Here is a 20837-nt window from a genome sequence, read left to right as displayed (position 1 = left end):
CTGGACTAAGAATAAGTTCAAGTAATGCTAAACTTCCAATCCAATTCTACATTCTCTGCGATATCATATTTTGCCTTAAGTTTTTCAACAAAGATTTTAAAGTCTACAATATTTTGAATGCTACTTTTTGGAATAATGACACTTTCCAAAGTTTTTAATTTCAGAAAATAATAATTGGCAACTTCATTAATTTCCACAAAACTGTCAAAATTAAATCTTGATTCTCCAACCGAATTTTTAATGATAAGTTGATCGCTATGAAATTCAATCGAAGTATTTAATCCAATCCTCTCTTTAAAATTTTCTTCAATAAATTTTTTGTAATGTGATTTAGTTAGCCACTTCAATAAAAAAGGAAATGAAATTACGAATATCAAAAAAGCCGGGATGAAAAACCATAGCGCGAATTTATTTCTATTGTAAATATTAAGTACAAAGATAACGAAAGCAACGGAAATCCAAATATAAGTCTGTCGGATAACTTTAGGGAGTTTCTTATTTTTCGATTCTGCATATAAAAGATAATGCAAAAAATCCTCTTTCGTTAAACTGTAATCAATAATCATTTCTCAGAATTTTCTTTAATCAACAAAGGACTTTTTTCAAAATTAATTCTATCCAATCTTCACCGCTTCCAAAGCTTTTGGTAAAAAACTGTTCGGGAAAACTTCGCGGGCTTCATCGGTGAAAACGCTTAAGTCTCCGTAACGATTGGAAAAATGTCCTAAAATCAATTTTCCAACATTGGCTTTTCGGGCGATTCTTGCAGCTTCTAAAGCCGTTGTGTGTCCGGTGTAATCTGCCATTTCTTTCAGATCGTGAAGGAAAGTGGATTCGTGATAAAGCACATCAACATTTTCGATGATAGGAATTACGTCTTCCAAATATCTCGTGTCACTGCAGAAAGCATAAGAAACTGATCTGGTTGGTTCATTGGTCAAGATCGAATTTTTTAAAACATAACCATCGCTTAAAATAAAATCTTTGCCGAGTTTTAAATTATGATAATCGCAGGTTTCTATTTCGGAATATTTTGAAACTTCCTGCATATTGAGATGGCGTTCTTTCGGTTTTTCCCTGAAGAGATAGCCGTTGCAATAAATGCGGTGATCAAGCGGAATCGTAAAGACTTCTACCCGATTGTCTTCATAAATTTTCTCAGAAGTTTTGCCACTAAGTTCATGATAAATAACTTCAAAACCACGATGCGTTTCGGTGAGTCGAAAAATGGTTTCCATCATTTCTTTGATGCCTTTTGGACCGTAAACATTGAGAGGCATGTCGCGACCTAAAAGTCGGAAAGAAGCAATTAATCCGGGTAAACCAAAACAGTGATCACCGTGAAGATGAGAAATAAAAATATTATTGATCTTAGAAAATCTGGCTTTGGCTTTTCGAAGCTGAACCTGTGTTCCTTCGCCGCAATCGATGAGGAATGCACGTTCTTCCATTTCCAGAAACTGTGCAGTTGGGGAAGAAGTGATGGTGGGAATTGCGGAATTAAAGCCGAGAATTGTTAAATAAGTGCTCAAATCTTAGGATGATTGATGTTAGATGTTCGGTGATGGATGTCTGATGTTGGTTATTTAATTTTTACAAATTTAATGATAATTTGGGGACTTTGGGAAGAAGAAACAAAATGGGATTTTAGCCCCGATTGAACGGCGTGTTTGAGCTCTCCCGATCTTTCAGGAAGCGAGTAGTGAAAGCGGGTTTGATCTTCCAGAAAGAAAACGGACTCGTTGCTCCCAAAAAAAATCCCGAAAAATTAATTTCGGGATCTTATTATTGAATTGAGCACTTATTTTTTTAATGCTTTGAATCTGATGAATGAAACTGCGGAGAGCAAAAGCATACTTCCTAAACCGATGTAAACCCAAGCTGGAACGGGAACCGGATCTCCTGCGGCGTAAGAATGTAGTCCGCTTAAATAGTAATTTACTCCGAAATACGTCATTACCATGGAACAGAATGCGAACATTACTGCAACGTGGAACGACCATCTTCCGCGCAATCCCGGAACAAGTCTCATGTGTAAAACAAAGGCATAAACCATGATGGAAATAAATGCCCAGGTTTCTTTTGGATCCCAGCTCCAGTATCGTCCCCAAGATTCATTTGCCCAAATCCCACCTAAGAAATTACCAACCGTTAAAGCGAAAAGTCCTATTGTTAAAGACATTTCTGAAACGATGGTGAGTTCTTTTAAAGTAGAATCATGGTGTAAATGATATGATTTTTTATTCGAGATAATGTAAAAGACCAAAGTGATCACAGCGATAATCATCGACAAGGCAAAAAAGCCATAACTCGATGTGATAATTGCCACGTGAATGATGAGCCAATAGGATTTTAAAACAGGAACGAGCGGCGTAATTTGCGGATCCAAAGCGGAACCACCATGTGCAAATCCCATCATAATCACGGCAACCATAAATCCGGCTGCAGGAATTAAAGCGTTTGAAACATTATTTTTGTTTATCGTTTTATTTAAATCTTTTTTACGGTTGAAATTAGGTTTACCAAATCCGAAATAGAACATTAAACCGGCAGAAATTCCGATCCAGCTGATGAAGATAATGGCTTCGTAACCGTTACTCCAGGGAGCGTGTCCTGACAAATACCATCTTGAAACCAAGCCAAGGAAATGCGCGGTATAACCCACGATCCCAATTGCGATAATTCCTTTAATGACTTTATTCAAAATTTTGTTGGGTTTGAATAATTCAATAAAACCTAAGACCAAAAGCAAACCTCCGATCAATGTATAGAAGATAAGTAGTTTGAAATTCAGGTTGACTTTATTCATGAACACTTCCAGCTTCACTTTTGACTCGGAAGGAACTACATTTTTACCCCAGGTATTTTGGTACTGCTCTAACTTTTTGAGTTCAGCTCCTGCTTTATTCCAGTCGCCATTTTTCTGTGCATCTAAAACACTGGAGAAATAAGGACCCATCACTTTTTGAGAAGCTTCGTCTGGTTCGAAATTTTGATCTAACCAGGAATGCCATGTATTATTTGGATCATTTTGAACCGGTACGATCCGCATCAACTGACCGCTGAAAAATTCATTGAAAACCTGTACTCTGTCATTTACCGCAATAACTTCTTTATCATAATTGCTTTGATCGGCAGGTTTTTTTCGGAAAGCGATGTTGTAGTCATCTTCCAAAACATAATGAAGTTGTCCGCTTGCATCTGCGGGAAACATTTGCATTAATGAAGTGTACCCTTCTTCATTGGCTTTTGTTTTTTTCTTTAATTCATCGCCACCTTTTGCACCAACTTTGATCATCGGAACCATGGTCCAGCTCGCAGTATCGGTGTTGATGGATAAAAACCACTGATTAGCATCCAGGGATTTTCCATCAGTTCCTGTAAATGAATCTTTTTTGTATAATTTTCTTAAAACATCTAGAGCCTGCGTATTCATAGGAACAATTCGACCGTCGTAGTTTTGTACTAAAAGATAGGCAAACTGATCAGCATGTTCTTTTGAAATTTTATTTTTCCCGATGATCTCATCTGCGGTGATCGGTTTTGGTGATCTTAAGCCTAAAGAATTTTGGGATTCCTTCTTTGGCTTCCCTTCCTCCATTAAAGCTGCATCAGCATTTCCGTGACCATGACCATCTGCGGCGGAATGTGCCTGTTCTTTCGAACCGTCGGTTCCGTGAGTATCAATATATTGGGCATTAAAACTCATGCTTAACAACAACAAAATAACCGTTATCGCTCTTTTATGATTCACTGATTTTAAATTTTTATTCAGTTTCCAAAAATGAGAACCTTTCCAGAAGAAAGTCACAAACATTCCTAAGAACAAGAAAGTATATCCGAAATAAGTAATGATCGTTCCGATAAAATCATGGTTTACTGAAAGTACTGTTCCTTTTCGGTCCGGATCAAAACTCGCCTGGAAAAATCGATAACCGCCGTGATTTAAAACGTGGTTCATGAAAATTTTATAGGGCGTTTGTTTTCCTTTGTCAATTACCTGAACGTGGCTTTCGTAGGCACTTGGCGCTGAGCTTCCCGGATAGGTTTCCATGACGAATTTATCTAATTTCAAAGAAAATGGCGTGTTGTAAACTTTGGGTCCGAAACCTAATATAACGTTCATTCCATCCATTGCAATTTGTTTAAAGGCATTTGGATTTCCTTTTTCTACGGATAGATCAACGATCTGCTTTGTTTTTGGTCCCTGAACTTCAACGGTCAATTGATCCGGAACATCTTTATCTTTTTTACGATCACCTTCATAAGCGATGAGTTTTCCTTTTTTTAAACCTTCCGGAACTACCAGTTTTAAATCATTAATGGTATATAAACTTCTTAATGCTAAAGGTTGAAATTCGTCTTTTTTCGTTGTTCCGGTTGCTTGCGTTGCCATCGTCATAAAATTCGCATCGACCGGCGTTTTGATCATCAAACCACTTCCATCGTTTTTAAATTCTACAGCGCCATCAATTGGTCTGTTGTAAGAAACCAAAGTTCCGTTGACCAATTTCGAATCGCCAGCTTTGATGTAAATATTTTCGCGACCAGATTGTCCTGCGGAAACAACGTGTAAGTATTCAACGCCATTATCTCCTGCAACCAAACTGTCTTTCTTTCTTTGAATAAACTGCAATTGTTTTACGGTGATCTGCTTTCCGTGATAATCGTAACCTGCTTTGAAATCTTTCGCGGTAAATTTGGCGATCCATTTATTTTCCCGTGCATCATCGGGAATCATGGTGAAAGGAACATCCTGATAATTTAAAATATCACCTTTTTCTTCAATTTGAATTTTAAAGAAATTTTTATCAGTCACCACTTCGTTTGAAGTTGCTCCTTCGCGAATGTGCATAATTCCTTCGTAACTTACATAACGCGTGACTGCACCACCGATAAAGATCAATATAAATGCAAGGTGAAAAACCAAAGTTGGCCATTTTTCCCGGCGCCAAAGTCGGTAACGTGAAATGTTTCCAATAAAATTTAAGATGAGCAATAACATAATGGCTTCAAACCATTTCGCCTCGTAAATGAGTGCCTTCGCTGTTGGTGTACCGAAATCATTTTCGAGGAAAGTTGCGTAAGCCATTGAAAAGGCATATAACAACAACAGAACCGCCATAGTGCGGGTTGAGATAAAAATATTCTGAATTTTTTTCATTAGGAAAAATAATTTTTTTAGCCTACTGGAAAACTTTTCATCTCTACAAAAAATTCCGCAATAGGATTCAAGATGTGCAAAAATACTGCGTATATATTTAATAAGCGAATTTGCAATATGTTTTTTATCAGTTTTAAGAAGGGTTTTCCAATTTAGAAATATTGGGAAAATGTTGTGATAAAAACCGATTACCAAATATTTTAAACTTTCTCGATGATGACATTTGGATTAATCTCTAAAATTTTTTGATAGAAAAGTTCTTCATCATTGGGAGTAATATAAAGGTCATTTTTGAACTTTGAAAAAATAATCAAACCTTTTGTGGTGTTGCCGTATTTGTGAAAACCACTCCACATGGTTTCGCCCTTTCTGATTTTGGTAATGTTTTGGATTTTCGTTTTGTAAATGGTAAAAATCCAATGAATAATTAATTCATCATTTCTAATGATAATTTTCAGCCATTTACTCGCCGCAAAAGAGAGCATTAAAGGAAGTCCACCAATAAAACCTATTAAAAAAGTTTTAAAATCCTTCGCAATATAATAAGTATAAAGTGCAAAAATAATGAACAACAACAAAAATCCTAAATAAAGGAGTAAAAATGTTTTGTTTATTTTTTTAGTCTTGAAAATTAGGTCATTCATCTTATTTAATGGTTGGTATTATTCAACATCGGAACAAATTTGTAAGCACCAAATTCTTCTTTCTCAAATTCCTTCTCCGATTTTTTCGTGAATCTCGTCAAAACCTGTTCATCAGTTTTCCCGAGCGGAATTACCATCATACCACCAACTTTTAATTGATGAAGCAATTCGGTAGGAAGGATTTCTGCGCCACAAGTAACAAGGATCTTATCGAAGGGCGCAAAAGTCGGAAGTCCCGCAAAACCATCTCCAAAACTTTGAAATTTCGGACGAAGATGAAGTTCACGTAATTTTTTCTGAGAGAAATCGTGCAGATCTTTTTGACGTTCTACCGTATAAACCCAAGCATTCATCGCGATCAATACAGCAGTTTGATAACCACTTCCTGTACCAATTTCCAATACTTTTTCTTTTTCCTGAAGTTCCAAAAGTTCCGTTTGTTCGGCTACCGTTGAAGGATGCGAAATCGTTTGTTTGGCTAAAATCGGGAAAGCGCGGTCTTCGTAAGCAAAATCCTCAAAAATACTTTCCAGAAAAAGATGACGTGGAACTTCGTTGATGGCTTTCAAAACGTTTTCATCTGAAATGCCCATTTTTTCCCGAAGATATTCTACCAAAATTTTCCTTTTTCCTTTATGTACAAATGAATCCTGCATAAATATTCCGTGTTTCAAGATGCGAGATCCGTGTTTAAATCCCGCTAAAAACAAAACTAACCTATTTAATCGAAATTTACAAAAATCAGTATTGTTTTTACGCTCCCAAACCCCGCATATCGCACCAATTTATTATCTTTACAAAAATTAATTTTCAATGCTAAAAGCGGGTTTGGTTGGCGCAGGTCATTTAGGAAAAATACATTTAAAACTTCTGAATCAGTCAGAAAAATACGAATTAGTCGGCTTTCACGACGCAGATGCCGAAAATGGCAAAAAGCTGGAAAGTGAATTAGGCTATAAATATTTTGAAAAGTTCGAAGATTTACTGAATGAGATCGAAATGCTTGATATTGTAACTCCGACGCTTTATCACTATGATTATGCGATGAAAGCCATTGAAAAGCGCATTCATTTTTTTATTGAAAAACCCATTACGCAAACTTTAAAACAAGCGGAAGAAATTCTCTATAAATGCCGTGAATTTGGTATCAAAGCGCAGGTTGGACATGTTGAAAGGTATAATCCGGCTTTTATTGGGTCAAAAGAATATATAAAAAATCCGATGTTCATTGAGATTCACCGATTGGCAGAATTTAATCCACGTGGAACTGATGTTTCTGTGGTTTTAGATCTAATGATCCATGATCTGGATATTTTACTTTCTGTAGTTGATTCTAAGGTAAAAGACATTCATGCAAGTGGCGTTTCGGTAGTTTCAAAATCGCCGGACATCTGTAATGCGAGAATTGAATTTGAAAACGGTTGTGTAGCGAATTTGACGACTTCCAGAATTTCGATGAAAGCGATGCGTAAATCCCGTTTCTTTCAGCAAGATGCTTATATTTCCGTTGATTTTTTAGAGAAAAAAGCAGAAGTAATTCGTATGAAACCAGCACCGGAAAACCCAAGTGATTTTGATATGATCATCGAAAATGCAGAAGGAGAAAAAAACCAGATCATTTTTGAATATCCAAACATTCAGCCGAACAATGCGATTTTAGATGAACTGGAAAGTTTTGCAGATGCGATTACTGAAAATAAAAATGTAGAAGTTTCTTTGGAAGATGGAACAGAAGCTTTGAAGGTGGCTTTGGAAATTGTGAGACTTATTTCTTAGCGTCATTGCGAGGAGGAACGACGAAGCAATCCTTTGATAAAAATCAATGATGAAACCCGGATTTATTTATATTGTAACCAATAAGAATAACACTGCTTTATATATTGGTGTAACTTCAAACTTACCCGGAAGAATTTTGGAACATAAAACGAAAAAATTCAAAAATAGTTTCACAGCGAAGTATAATTTAGACAAATTGGTCTACTGGGAATCTTTTCAAGACATAGGAGATGCAATTGGAAGAGAAAAGCAATTGAAAGGCGGTTCCAGGCAGAAAAAAATAGATTTAATAAATAGTATAAATCCCGATTGGAATGATTTATATGAAAGTATTTTAAGCGTTATGAATCTATAAAATAAACGTATTGCTTCGTCATTCGTTCCTCATTCCTCGCAATGACTTTATCTAATTTTACAATTATAAAAGTATTTAATGAAAAAAATAATTTACCTATTCCTTTTGATATCATCCTTCACTTTTGCCCAAAAGCAAAATTTAAAAAAAGAAATTCTTGACATTACGAAAAATAAAAATGCTACTGTCGCAGTTTCTATCAATTCATTTGAGGATCAATTTAATTTAAACATCAACGGTGATAAAAAACTTCCGATGTTGAGCGTTTTCAAATTCCATATTGCTTTGGCGGTTTTGAATGTGGTGGATGAAGGGAAATTAAGTTTAAACCAAAATATTTTCATTAAGAAATCTGAACTTTTAGAAAATACCTGGAGTCCGATTCGGGAGAAATATCCGGAGGGAAATATCGAAATGCCTTTACGCGAACTCATCAAATATACCGTTGCACAAAGTGATAATAACGGTTGTGATCTATTATTGAGATTAATCGGCGGAACAGAAACCGTTCAAAAATTTATTAATGGTAAAGGAATTAAAAATTTTCAAATAAAAGCCAACGAGGAAGAAATGCATCAAAGTTATCAGATGATGTATAAAAACTTCACGACTACAAATTCTGCGAATGATTTGCTCAAAAAGTTTTATAACGGTGAAGCCGTATCAAAAAATTCGACCGATTTCCTAATCAAAATAATGATCGAAACGACAACAGGAACCAATAAAATTGTCGCACAACTTCCAAAAGAAACTCAGGTCGCTCATAAAACTGGCTCCTCTGGCAAGAATGATAAAGGTTTAACAATCGCCGAAAATGACATCGCGATTATCAAGCTACCGAACGGAAAGCATTATGCAATCAGCGTTTTCGTTTCAGATTCGATGGAAAGTGAATCGACAAATACCAAGATGATCGCCGATATTTCTAAAATTGTTTTTGATTATTTTAGCAAAAAATAAATGAAAGCAAAACTTTTTCTGTTTTTTCTATTTATACAAACCTTACTCTTTTCGCAGGAGAAATGGAATCTTCGTTTTTACAATGAAATCAACAACCGCGAAATTTCGATTTTTGCAGATAATGAAGAGCCAATGCTGATGTCGTCGAAGTTTAATTTTAAACTAACCAATTTATCATCTACTCTTCCGAATGATGAAATCGTTGTGATCCCGGCGAAAACAAAACGATTTCTGATCACAGTCTTAAAAGAAATTAAACCCAACACAGCCAATTCTTTTTCTTATACCAATACTTACAATTTTGGAAATGCGTTGCAGGAAAATTTCGATAACGATTACATTTATTCATTGCCTTTCGAGAAAGGAAAAACACAATTAATTTTTCAAGGATACAACGGGAAATTTTCTCACCAAAACGAATTTGCACTGGATTTTGATTTGAAAATGGGAAGTCCGATTTTGGCTGCCCGAGAAGGAATTGTAGTTCAAGTAGTCGATAATAACAATAAAAATTGTCCGGATATTTCCTGTGCAAAATACAATAATAAAATTCTCATCATGCACAGCGACGGAACTTTTGCTGATTACTCGCATCTAAAATATCGCGGAGCAGTTGTGAAAAAAGGTGATGAAGTAAAAAAAGACCAGTTCATCGGTTACAGTGGGAGTACGGGTTTTGCAAGTGGTCCGCATCTGCATTTCGCAGTTTTCATCAATAGAATCGACGGAAAAAGAACGTTTATAGAAACAAAGTTTAAAACCTCAGAAAGTGAGGGAACGCTTTTAGAAGAGGGAAAAAGTTATACAAAAACGACTGATTAATATGAAGAGAATTTTTATTTTATTTCTAATGGTTTTATTTAATTTTACTTTTTCCCAAGATTCCATCCGGCTCAAAATTTATCGCGAGAATGTAGAGAAAGTTAATTTCTTATATGCCGATAATGAAGAGTTTGCGCCAGTTTCTTTAGAATACAGCTTTACCGCAAATAATTTGAGCTCGTCTCTCGGTGATAAAAAAGTAATTGTTATTCCCGCCAACACGAAGAAATTTCTTGTTGCTGAATTAAAAGTCATTGATCCAAAAAAAGCAACCAATTTTAAATATAATGCTGATTATGTTTTAGGTGACGTGAATATGAATTTTTCAGAAACTAATTTCAATTACAGTTTGCCGTTCGCAAAAAATAAAAAGTATTTTATTTATCAAGGTTACAATGGAAATTTCTCTCATCAACATACCTATTCTCTTGATTTCAGTTTGAAAACAGGTGAAGAAGTTTATGCAGCAAGAGAGGGAAAAGTTGTGCAAGTCGTCACCAAAAATGATAAAAACTGCGCAACTAAAGAATGCGCAAATTTTAATAATAAAATTGTTATTTTGCACGAAGACGGAACTTTAGCGGAATACGTTCATTTGAAACAAAATGGCTCTAAAGTAAAAGTTGGAGAAAATGTAACCCAAAATCAGTTGTTGGGATTAAGCGGAAATACAGGTTGGTCAAAAGGTCCACATCTTCACTTTTCAGTTTTCACTCCAAAAATCGATGGAGAACGAAACTATATCAAAACCAAATTCAAAGTTGATGGCAGCAAAAATGCGATCTATCTGGAGGAAAAAAAATCGTATTCAAGAAGTAATTAGTAAAAATATTCTAAATCAATAATTATGAAAAATATCGTAGTAATCGGAGCCGGAACCATGGGAAACGGAATTGCCCACACTTTTGCACAAACCGGATTCAAGGTTAAATTAGTTGACGTTTCACAAGAAGCGCTGGAAAAAGGTATTGCCACGATTACAAAAAATCTGGACCGAATTATTATCAAAGGAAATCTCACAGAAGAACAAAAAGAAGGAACTTTAAATAACATTTCTACTTTCACCAATCTAAAAGATTGCGCTTCAAATGCAGATTTGATCGTAGAAGCAGCAACAGAAAATTTAGATCTGAAGCTGAAAATTTTTAAACAAATGGATGAATTGGCGCCGGAAAATTGTATTCTCGCAACCAACACTTCTTCTATTTCTATTACGAAGATCGCTTCTGTTACGAAACGTCCGGAAAAAGTGATCGGAATGCATTTTATGAATCCGGTTCCGATTATGAAACTGGTAGAAATCATCAAAGGCTACTCTACTTCTAAAGAAACTTTTGATGCGATTTTCGACATGAGTAAAACTTTAGGAAAAGTTCCGACGGAGGTAAACGATTATCCGGGATTTGTGGCAAACAGAATTTTGATGCCAATGATCAATGAAGCCATCGAAACTTTATATAACGGAGTTGCGGGTGTTGAAGAAATTGATACCGTAATGAAACTGGGAATGGCTCATCCGATGGGACCTTTGCAACTGGCTGATTTTATTGGACTTGATGTTTGTTTAGCCATTTTAAATGTGATGTACGACGGTTTCAAAAATCCAAAGTATGCTCCTAATCCTTTATTAGTGAATATGGTAATGGCAGGAAAACTGGGCGCGAAATCTGGAGAAGGTTTTTATGATTATTCGGAAAGTAGAAAAGCAGAGAAAGTTTCAAAGATGTTTTTAAAATAAAAAATGAAAAGTCTCCAATTTTTTTTTCTGATTTTTCCCGCCATCTTATTTGCTCAAAATCAAATAGTTAAAAGCGATTTTGATGGTGATAAAATCATGGACAAGGTTTATTTCGATTCGGCAAGTGGAATGGTGATCTGTCAGCTTTCATCTCAAAAATTTAAGAAGGTAAAGACTAAAAGTTATAATGATGATGGCACACTTACTCTAGGGAAAACTAAAAATGGCTTTGAAATCAGTGTTTCACAAATGAGAGCCGGAAACTCTTACCAGTTTAGGTATGAAAAAGAATCGAAAAAGATGCGGTTGATCGGAATGTGGCGCAGCGAATTTGGTCCCGCAAACAACGATGGCAGCGGTGAATCAAGTGTAAATTTACTCACAAACAATTATATCGCTGACTGGAATTATTACGATGTGAAAAAGAGTAAATTGGTTAAAATGCCTTCGATAAAAAAGAAAATGATTTTTCCGAAAATTTATTTTGATGATTTGGACGATGTTTTCTACAAGTATATGGATCAAGATGTTAAATATTATGAAGCTGAGAAAAAGCGACTTTACCACGATTAAATAATAAATGCGCAGAAAATTACCCGAAATCCGTATCCAAATCCTATTGGTCATTGCAACTTTTGTAATGATCATTTTGCGTTTTCTGCTCAACGAAAAAGGACGGGTAAATCCTGATTCTATTCGGTATATGAGAACAGCCGACGCTTTTCCCGTGATCGATAATACGGTGACTCCGCTTGGGTATCCGTTAAGTTTAAAGTTTTTTACGATTTTTGGACTTGATGAATTTTGGGGAAGTAAAATTGTTGGAATTCTATCCTATTTATTTATCATTTATTTCGCCAGAAAGAAGAAATTTTATCTGACAGAAACTGTTCTCATCGGTGGCCTTTTTAGCTTCGTTTCCATCTTTTCCTATACCATGAGCGAAGCATTAATTTTACCTGTTGTATTCGTATTTCTTTACTTATCCCATAAAATAATTAATGAGGAGATCAAAGGTTCGAAATCGATATTATATTTGAGCTTGATCCTAATTTTATTGTACAATATTCGTTATCCGGCGTTATTTCTAATGTTTGGAACCGGGCTTTTTGGGCTTTTAAGATTTAAAAGATCCTATGGTAAAATCTTCGTTCTTTCAGGATTGATCGGATTTATTTTTGTGGTTGCATACAAATTTTTGTTCATCGATTATTTTAATGAAAATTATGTTGCTACATTTTTAGAGATCGGTTTGCATTCCACTTCTACTCTACTGGTCGAGCTTTTCCAAGGTTTAACGACTGTTTTTAATCCTTTCATTCACATTGCAAATCCATCGGGTGGAATTATAAACGTTGCCATTTATGGAATTGGATTATTAAATATCGTGTTAATGGCATTTCTGTTTCTTAAAAATAAACTTTCTGAAACTGAATTTTTCTTCGTTTTCATCGGAATTATTGGCATAATCTGTTCTTATTTTATTCAGTATTTCTATTCGGTAAATCCAATCGACTACCGTTTAATGGCACCTTTTTCTTTGGGGATCTGGATGGTTTATTTCAAAAAACTCTATCAAATTTTTGGTAAATTAACCTACGGAATTACAGTTTTAAGTTTGATGACCGGCTTTGTTTTTACCTGGCTCTCGAAAGGAAACTATCTGGAAAACCGGCGAGAAATCACCAAATTTCTCAAATCTGAAAAATTAGAAAAAGGCCGCGTGAATTTTTATATGGAAAGCGAAACTGACCTCTCAAAAATGCAGATCGCCGAATTGATCAGCACTGTAAATCCAAATGTGAAAGTCACTTTTAAAGCAAGTGATACGCTGAAAGAAAATGTATTAACGCAATATAAAGTTTTACAAAAAATTAAGATCGACACGAATAAATTTCAATAATTTTTGTATTTTTGACGAGTTAAATTAATTATTATGAAATTACCAAAGTTTTTATTAGCCGACAATTCAGATTTTCCTGAAGATCTATTCGTAGTTCACACAGAATACCCAAGATTTGTCCTCAATGTAGAGGAAGAAGAAGTTGAATGGTTCGATGATTTAGAAGGCGATGATGAAGAAACAATGGCAGACGAAGCCACCAAAGTTGTAGAAGCGGCCTTCAAATGGTGCGACGAAGAACTCGCAAAATATGACGAAGAAGACGAAGAAGCATAAATAAAGAAGAAAAAAGGAACTCGAAATTGAGCTCCTTTTTTTAGGTCTATATTTGAAATATTTTATAATTTAATAAGCTTCATTAAAAGAAGATTTCCTTTATACAATTCCAAAGTATTTCCTGAAACTACGTATTTGTTTGCTTCATTCAACATACTCAAAAACTGATTTTCAACCTGCAGATTGTCACAAGCCATTTTTGTAGCGCCTACATTTTTGGTCATAAAATTTCCAGCAGTAGGATCTAGAGATAATTCCCCGAAATAATTATTACAACCTGCATTTCCAGTAATTTTACCAGATTCAATATTGAGCGTAGGTTTTTTTCCTTTTACATTATCAGCCAAAGTCCAGTGTGTATTGCTAATGTTTGCTTGAGCGCCACCAACTTTTGAACTTGACATTGTAGAACAAGAAGCAAATGTAGCAACCGCAAACAAGGCTAAAAAAATATTCTTCATTTTTTTTATTTTCTCAAATTTAAGAAATTATATCGACTTTCACAGAATCGCTTTTAGATATACTGCCAAAAAAAAGCATTTCGGGCTGAAATGCTTTTGTATATAATAAGATCTTTTTTATGATCTCAATTCTGCAGAAAATTCTTTCTGGAATGTTTTGATGAGAGAATTCATCACCTCAGTAATATCTTTCTCTTCCAAAGTTTTTTCTTCATTTAAAAGTTCAAAACTCAAAGCATATGACTTCTTACCTTCCGGAAGATTTTTGCCTTCATACACATCAAAAAGGTTGATGTTTTTCAAATATTTAGAAGGGTTTTTCTTCGCCGATTTGTAAAGATCTGCGTAAGTCACATTCTTATCGATTAACAAAGCCAAATCGCGTCTGATCTTGTTGAATTTTGGAATATCTACAAATTTAAAATTATCTTTTGACCGAAGTTCCTGACAGTTTTCCAACTCGATTTCTGCGTAGAAACAATCTTGATCAATATCCGCATCTTTCAACAATTCAGGAGAAACTTTTCCTAATCTTGCGATGATTTTTCCATTAGAAACAAATTCTAAAGCATCAGAAAAACGCGCATCTTCTAAATACTGCTCTTCTATTTTTAAATTGAGTTTATCCAAAAGAACTTTTACGTAAGATTTCAAAACATAAAAATCAGTCGCAGATTTTGGCTGCAACCAGTTTTCAGAAACATTACGTCCGGAAACTAAAAGAGCTAATTGTTTTCTCTCTTCGTACTTCTCTTTTTTATGGTAAATTTTTCCCAGTTCGAAAAATTTGATATCCTGATTTTTTCTTTTAATATTGTAATCAGCATTCTCCAAAAGTCCTTCTAATAATGACTTTCTCATAAATGCTAAATCACCACTCAAAGGATTCAACAATTTTACCGCGTCGGTTTCATCTTTCACAGAAGTAAGCGAATTATTCATCACTTCATTAAAACCATTGCTTTGTAACGTTCTTGCCCAGGAATTTTCTAACGCATCCTGATTATCAAAGCTTAGTTTTACAGGGCTGAACGAAAACTTCTGTGGGGAATCAATTTTGTTATATCCATAAATTCTTAGGATCTCTTCGATAACATCGATTTCGCGCGTTACATCGGCTCTGTATGCAGGAACAGAAAGTTCTAATCCATTTTGAATTTCATTAAGAACGACAATTTCTAAAGATTTTAAAATTTCTTTTATTTTCTCTTTATGAATTTTTGTTCCTAAGATCTGCTCTACTTTTGAAAATCTTAGAATCACATAATGATCATCTAATTTTTTCGGATAATGCTCTAAAAGTTGTCCTGCTAATTTCCCACCTGCAATTTCTTCAATCATTGAAATTGCGTGAGTAATCGACGTTCTTGTACTGTTTGGATCTACTCCACGTTCGAAACGGAAAGAAGCATCGGTATTTAAACCGTGAGCTTTCGCCGCTTTTCTCACCGCAATTGGATTGAAATAAGCACTTTCTAAAAAGATGGTTTTTGTTTCTGCAGAGACGCCAGAATTTTGACCACCGAAAACTCCTGCAATACACATTGCGTGATCTTCGCCATCTTTGATCATGATTTCAGACCCATTCAAAGTACGTTCTACTCCATCTAAAGTTGTGAATTTTGAGCCAGCTGGATTGACGCCAACTTTCACTTTTTTACCGGAAATTTTATCAGCATCAAAAGCATGAAGCGGTTGACCAAAACCATGCAAAATATAATTTGTAATATCTACAATGTTATTAATAGGGCTTAAACCTATCGCTTTCAAACGGTCTTTCAACCAAGCCGGAGAATCTGCAACCGTTACATTTTCGATGACCGCTCCAATATATCTCGGACACAATTCTGAATCCTCAATTTCTAACTGGAAATCGGTATTTCCTTCAATAGTTAAAGTTTTTGAAACTGCTTTTTCGAAATCTGATTTCATTTGATTGGAAACCAAAAATGCATTCAGATCACGGGCAACACCATAATGTGACATTGCATCGGTTCTGTTTGGCGTTAAACCAATTTCGTAAACTTCATCATTGGTCAATTCAAAATAATCAACGAAATTTTTTCCAACTTCGAATTTTGTTTCATCTAAGATCATAATTCCACCGTGATCGTCGCTCAAACCCATTTCGTCTTCTGCGCAAATCATTCCCTGAGAAACTTCTCCCCGAATTTTGGCTTCTTTAATAGGAAAAGAATCTGAACCTTTGTGAATCATTGTTCCTACAATCGCAACTGGAACAACTTGTCCTGCAGCAACATTTGGCGCTCCACAAACGATATTTAGAATTTTTCCTTTCCCAATATCTACCGTCGTTATTTTCAATTTATCCGCATTCGGATGTTGTTCACAAGTCAAAACTTTTCCCACAACAATTCCTTCCAGACTTCCTTTTACAGATTCAAATTTGTCGATACCTTCAACTTCAAGACCGATATCGGTAAGATATTCTCCGATCTTGTCGGATTTTAGATCTGTTTTGATATAGTCTTTAAGCCAGTTATTTGAGATTTTCATTTTTGATGTACGTTTCAGATGTTAGATTTCAAAACACGGAGCAATCGCTCTAAATTTTGAACGGTGCAAATATCGTGTTTTCGAAGGTTAAAAAAAAATTGAGATTCAAAAAGTTTGAATCTCAATTGGTATTTTATAAAGTGATCTATATTTACATTCCGATTACCGGCATCGAAAGCATCAAGATTTTCTCTTCGTCTTCCAAACCGTCAACAGGCTCGATAATTCCAGGTCTGTTTGGTTGAGACATTTTCATCGTTATATCGTCTGAACTTAAAACGGATAACATTTCTGTTAAAAATTTCGAACTGAAACCGATATTGATGTCTTCTCCATTGTAATCGCAAGGAATCTGCATGTCTGCTTTGTTTGCATATTCTGTATCTTCTGCGTGAAGGTGAAGAATATTTCCAGATAATTTAAAACGAACTTGATTCGTCGATTTGTTCGACATGATCGAAGCTCTTCGAATGGAACTCAACAATAAATTTCTGTTTATGGTCAAAACATTCGGATTTTCTTTTGGAATCACCGCTGTATAATTTGGATATTTTCCGTCGATCAATCTACAGATCCAGGTATTATTTCCAAAAGTGAATTTCGCCATGTTCTCATTAAATTCAATCGTAACATCTTCACCGGAATTGGCTAAAATATTTTTGAAAATCGCCAAAGGTTTTTTCGGCATGATGAATTCAATCGGTTCTGCATTGATCAGATCTGTTCTTTTGTAAACCACCAATCGGTGAGAATCTGTAGAAACAAAATTCGTTTCATCTTCCTTAAACTGGAATAAAACTCCAGTCATTACAGGTCGTAGAGAATCATTACTTGTCGCAAAAAGTGTATTTGCTAAAGCTTCAGATAAAATTCCGGCAGAAATTTTTACACTTTGGGAAGCGTCAAATTCAGGAAGTTCCGGGTAATCATCTGCATTATCCAATGCGACAGCGAAATTATCTTTCTCATCTAAGATCTCCAGCAAACTTCCATTTCCGTCTGAAGCTTCCTTCACTGATAAAGTTAATGGTTGTTCGTTGTACGTTTTTACAAAATCCTGAAAGATCTTTGCAGGAACCGCAAATTTTCCGGTATCGTCAGATTTAACTTCCAAAGTCGTGATCAAAGTAGTTTCACCGTCAGAAGCTGTTATTTTTAGATTGTTTTCTTCAAGCTCAAAAAGATAGTTTTCGAGAATTGGTCTCGATTGAGAACTGGAAATCACACCACTTACGGTGTTCAAGGCTTTCTGTAATTCTCCGCTTGCAACAATAAATTTCATTCGTTAATTTTTATTTTTTCTAAAGTTTTGTGAAACATATTCGTCCCCTTCAAAAAATATTTTGACAAATATAAGGATTTGGACCAAAATAAGGAAACAAACGCAAAAATTAAAGGTTAATTTGAGAAAAAGTTATCAACACTTAATCTGCCCCCGGAAAATGATAATGTTTCTCCGCAGAACCGTCGATTGTGATGTTTAAAGCGAGATATAAAAAATGTAAATTTTTATTGCCGGAATTTGCAAATTCCCGCTGCCAAAGATATCCCGATGCAATTCCGAAATTTTCATCAATCTGATATCCAAATCCACCATAAACTCTGTTTCGGGCAAATAATGGTTTTTCTGTGGTTACAAAAAATACTTCATCATAAGCATTAGCAAACAAAGTCCCGGGTTTTACCGTTTCAGAATTCAATGGAACTGAGATATTCATCCGGTAACGCAAACGAATTCGGTCGGAATGCACATCTTTCAGCGGTTCATAAAACCAGCTTTTTTCTGCACGGAAACGGTTTTCAAATTTAAATTTTCCGGCTTTCAGATCAATAACATCTTGAAGCCAGATTCGAAATTCCTCTTTGCTGAATTCATGATTTTTGTAATTTCCATATCTTCCGATTCCGATGAAAGGTTTATGATTCTTCGTTAAATTATACCCGATTCCGCCTTTAATTTCATAATAATCCGGATAAGAATAGTCTTCGATTCCCCGAATTTGACTTTCCGCAAAAAGGAAAAATTTAGGGTGAAACTTATATGTTATTGAAATGGCATCAAAACTTGAAACATGTTCACTTTGAGCCGAAACCTTCAGAATCAGAAGAAAAATAAACAACTGGAAAATCCTTTTTTTCATGTCACAAAAATAATAAAACTAGCGGAATAAAGCACAGTTTTTTAATGAGTGTTAAAGTCCAATTTTATAAGTAAAACCTACATGAAACCAGCGTTTTGGCATCGGAACGCCAAATGTTTCTGTATATGAGGAATTGGTTATATTATTGACCAAAATATAGAGATTCAACTTTTTGAGATCATAGCTTAACTTTTCATCTAATATTTGATAACTTCCTGTTGTAACCCTTTCGTTATATCTGTAGATTAATTGATTGGTCAGATTTTTAAAGAATCTATTTTCTAGTTTAGCGACAAACTGATGCTTCAAATTTTCTAAAACATATCTCGAAATTAAATTGGTCGGTTGCAGCGATTTACTATCCAAATAAGTATAACCTACGGAATACGATTTAAGAAAAGCATTGAAATTTTGTCCGACCTCAATTTCTACCCCTTTTGTTTCAATTTTACCAATATTTTCCGCCCGCCAAATATCGTTTTGATTTTGCTTTGTCCAGTCGATCGCATTGTTCGAATTCCGTAGAAAACCGCTCACTTTTGCTGCAAAATTATTTTGCTGAAAACGATAACCAACCTCCGCAGAGATGGCGTTTTCTGGCAGTAAATTAGGATTTCCAGTTTCTGTTTTACTTACATAATACAGATCAGTAAAAGTGGGAACACGGTTTACTTTTGCAATATTTCCGTAAATTTTATTGTTTTCATTAAAGTCAAAACCCACATCTAGACCTGGATAAAAGAAATTTCCTTCTTTACCATAATTCGCCCAGGAAATGCCGGGAGAAAGGTGGAATTTATCCTGAAAGAAAGAAAAATGATGCTCCAAAAAAACCTGTGTTACAAATCTTTCGCGCGACCCTAAATTATTACTGGCCAAAAATTCTTTCCGCAATTCAACTCCAAGTCCGGTCGTTCCCAAAGTAGATTTATAATTTCCGCTTATTTCTCCGCCAATATTATTTCCGATATGCATATTGCGGTAAACTTCGGGTTTCGCTCTATTGAATAAATACAAATCCTGCCCTCTTCTCCAGTAAATATTTGAATTTAAATTGAATTTATTGTACTTTTTTGTAAGACCCAAACTTACGATCGATGCCTGTGTTTCTTCATATTGTTCTGTTGCAGTTGGCGTAGAATAAAAGCCGTTTGCACCAAACTTTTTCTCTTGAATTCCAGCCTGAAATTTTAAACTACCATTCTCCAACTGATATTGGTTCTGGTAAAAAATATTGTTGATCTTGTAATCGGTGTTGTATCGGTAACCTTCCGAGCTTGACGAACCAGCTTGCAAAAAATTAGAGAATTTCTCTGTTCCAAAATTAGCACCGATTCCTAAAGAATAAGTTTCGAAATCACCGCCACTTCCGGAAATAATTACATTTTCCGCCGAACTTGGTTTGGTGATAATATTCACAACGCCAGCGTAAGCATTTTGACCAAAACGTCTTGCAGCAGGACCTTTCACAATTTCTATTTTTTCTACCGACGCCAGATCGAAAGGAATACTCATGGAATTATGACCGGTTTGTGAATCATTCATCCGTATTCCGTTCACCAAAATCAAAACCTGCTCGAAACTGCTTCCCCGCAAAGAAATATCAGCTTGTACGCCGTTTCCGCCTCTTCTGCGAATGTCAAATCCTGTAATTTGTGCAAGAAGTTCTTCTACACTTTTTGCGGGAGAATTTTTAATTTCTTCTTTGGAAATCACGGTGATATTTTCATTCACCTTTTTCAAAGGCATTTCGAGTAATTTACCCGAAACCATCACTTCTGAAATACTGCCTTCTTTTTCCTGGGCTGAAAAATTGACCGTTGCACCTAGAATTAAAATACTTAATACTGCTTTTTTCATTAAACTCAATTTAAAATAATCGTGTTGAATTAATAGATTTTTATAAAAGAAGCGGCAAATATATTTCAGAAATAACCAATAAACAAAGGATTTTCTCTCGGAATTTTTTAATATGAAAAACAAAAGATGCAACTCGGTAGAGCTGCATCTTGTTAAAAGTTAGAACTTAAAACTTTATCTTTTTCTCATCAAATGTGTAATTAGATCATTGAATAGTTTT

General features: G+C 35.1%; 19 protein-coding genes. 9 read left to right on the top strand and 10 right to left on the bottom strand.

The annotated features are described in order from the left end of the window. Positions 1-17: 17 nt before the first annotated feature. From IV494_RS02185 to IV494_RS02165, 5 genes are all read right to left on the bottom strand, one after another. Entirely contained in the window at positions 18-566 is a 549-nt protein-coding gene (locus IV494_RS02185; protein ID WP_196078528.1) for a YcxB family protein, read from the bottom strand. A 48-nt stretch (positions 567-614) separates the two neighbouring features. Further along, positions 615-1532 (bottom strand): ribonuclease Z, encoded by a 918-nt coding sequence (locus IV494_RS02180; RefSeq protein WP_196078527.1) that lies wholly within the window; start codon positions 1530-1532, stop codon positions 615-617. A 269-nt stretch (positions 1533-1801) separates the two neighbouring features. Further along, positions 1802-5164, bottom strand: coding sequence for a cytochrome c biogenesis protein (ccsA, locus tag IV494_RS02175; RefSeq protein WP_196078526.1), 3363 nt, complete (start codon positions 5162-5164; stop codon positions 1802-1804). A 200-nt stretch (positions 5165-5364) separates the two neighbouring features. Next, positions 5365-5808: a PH domain-containing protein gene (locus IV494_RS02170; protein WP_196078525.1), complete on the bottom strand. Its 444-nt coding sequence runs from the start codon at positions 5806-5808 to the stop codon at positions 5365-5367. 5 nt (positions 5809-5813) lie between these two features. Continuing rightward, positions 5814-6464 carry a protein-L-isoaspartate(D-aspartate) O-methyltransferase gene (locus IV494_RS02165; RefSeq protein WP_196079476.1) on the bottom strand — a complete coding sequence of 217 codons (651 nt, stop codon included), beginning with the start codon at positions 6462-6464 and terminating at the stop codon, positions 5814-5816. 157 nt (positions 6465-6621) lie between these two features. On the opposite strand from IV494_RS02165, the gene IV494_RS02160 reads away from it, so the two are divergent. The 9 genes from IV494_RS02160 to IV494_RS02120 all read left to right on the top strand — a co-directional run bounded on the left by IV494_RS02160 (position 6622) and on the right by IV494_RS02120 (position 13638). Next, positions 6622-7584: a Gfo/Idh/MocA family protein gene (locus IV494_RS02160; protein ID WP_196078524.1), complete on the top strand. Its 963-nt coding sequence runs from the start codon at positions 6622-6624 to the stop codon at positions 7582-7584. Between the two features lie 49 nt (positions 7585-7633). After that, positions 7634-7939, top strand: coding sequence for a GIY-YIG nuclease family protein (locus IV494_RS02155; RefSeq protein ID WP_196079475.1), 306 nt, complete (start codon positions 7634-7636; stop codon positions 7937-7939). Between the two features lie 78 nt (positions 7940-8017). Next, the gene (bla, locus tag IV494_RS02150) at positions 8018-8899 is read left to right on the top strand and encodes a class A beta-lactamase, subclass A2 (protein WP_196078523.1); all 882 of its coding nucleotides are present in this window, start codon (positions 8018-8020) and stop codon (positions 8897-8899) included. Continuing rightward, positions 8900-9721 (top strand): M23 family metallopeptidase, encoded by an 822-nt coding sequence (locus IV494_RS14830; RefSeq protein WP_196078522.1) that lies wholly within the window; start codon positions 8900-8902, stop codon positions 9719-9721. 1 nt (position 9722) lies between these two features. Continuing rightward, positions 9723-10544: a M23 family metallopeptidase gene (locus IV494_RS02140; protein ID WP_196078521.1), complete on the top strand. Its 822-nt coding sequence runs from the start codon at positions 9723-9725 to the stop codon at positions 10542-10544. A gap of 24 nt (positions 10545-10568) precedes the next feature. Further along, positions 10569-11459 (top strand): 3-hydroxybutyryl-CoA dehydrogenase, encoded by an 891-nt coding sequence (locus tag IV494_RS02135; RefSeq protein WP_196078520.1) that lies wholly within the window; start codon positions 10569-10571, stop codon positions 11457-11459. 3 nt (positions 11460-11462) lie between these two features. Then, a complete protein-coding gene (locus IV494_RS02130) occupies positions 11463-12032 on the top strand; it encodes a hypothetical protein (RefSeq protein WP_196078519.1) in 570 nt (189 codons plus the stop codon). 7 nt (positions 12033-12039) lie between these two features. Then, positions 12040-13362 carry a hypothetical protein gene (locus tag IV494_RS02125; RefSeq protein WP_196078518.1) on the top strand — a complete coding sequence of 441 codons (1323 nt, stop codon included), beginning with the start codon at positions 12040-12042 and terminating at the stop codon, positions 13360-13362. A gap of 33 nt (positions 13363-13395) precedes the next feature. Next, positions 13396-13638, top strand: coding sequence for a hypothetical protein (locus IV494_RS02120; protein ID WP_039347940.1), 243 nt, complete (start codon positions 13396-13398; stop codon positions 13636-13638). A gap of 62 nt (positions 13639-13700) precedes the next feature. Here the strand turns inward: IV494_RS02120 and IV494_RS02115 are convergent, their stop codons facing one another. The 5 genes from IV494_RS02115 to IV494_RS02095 form a co-directional block, all read right to left on the bottom strand. After that, complete coding sequence (locus tag IV494_RS02115) at positions 13701-14099, bottom strand: META domain-containing protein (protein WP_196078517.1); 399 nt, start codon at positions 14097-14099, stop codon at positions 13701-13703. A 117-nt stretch (positions 14100-14216) separates the two neighbouring features. Then, complete coding sequence (gene pheT, locus IV494_RS02110; protein ID WP_196078516.1) at positions 14217-16616, bottom strand: phenylalanine--tRNA ligase subunit beta; 2400 nt, start codon at positions 16614-16616, stop codon at positions 14217-14219. A 151-nt stretch (positions 16617-16767) separates the two neighbouring features. After that, positions 16768-17898, bottom strand: a complete 1131-nt coding sequence (gene dnaN, locus IV494_RS02105) for a DNA polymerase III subunit beta (RefSeq protein WP_196078515.1) — start codon at positions 17896-17898, stop codon at positions 16768-16770. Between the two features lie 142 nt (positions 17899-18040). Beyond that, positions 18041-18757, bottom strand: coding sequence for a DUF2490 domain-containing protein (locus IV494_RS02100; protein WP_196078514.1), 717 nt, complete (start codon positions 18755-18757; stop codon positions 18041-18043). Positions 18758-18808: 51 nt separating this feature from the next. Next, a complete protein-coding gene (locus IV494_RS02095) occupies positions 18809-20617 on the bottom strand; it encodes a TonB-dependent receptor plug domain-containing protein (protein WP_196078513.1) in 1809 nt (602 codons plus the stop codon). Positions 20618-20837 lie beyond the last annotated feature (220 nt).

Source organism: Kaistella gelatinilytica, from assembly GCF_015679325.1.
GTDB lineage: Bacteria > Bacteroidota > Bacteroidia > Flavobacteriales > Weeksellaceae > Kaistella > Kaistella gelatinilytica.
This window is presented reverse-complemented; position numbering and strand designations above follow the sequence as displayed.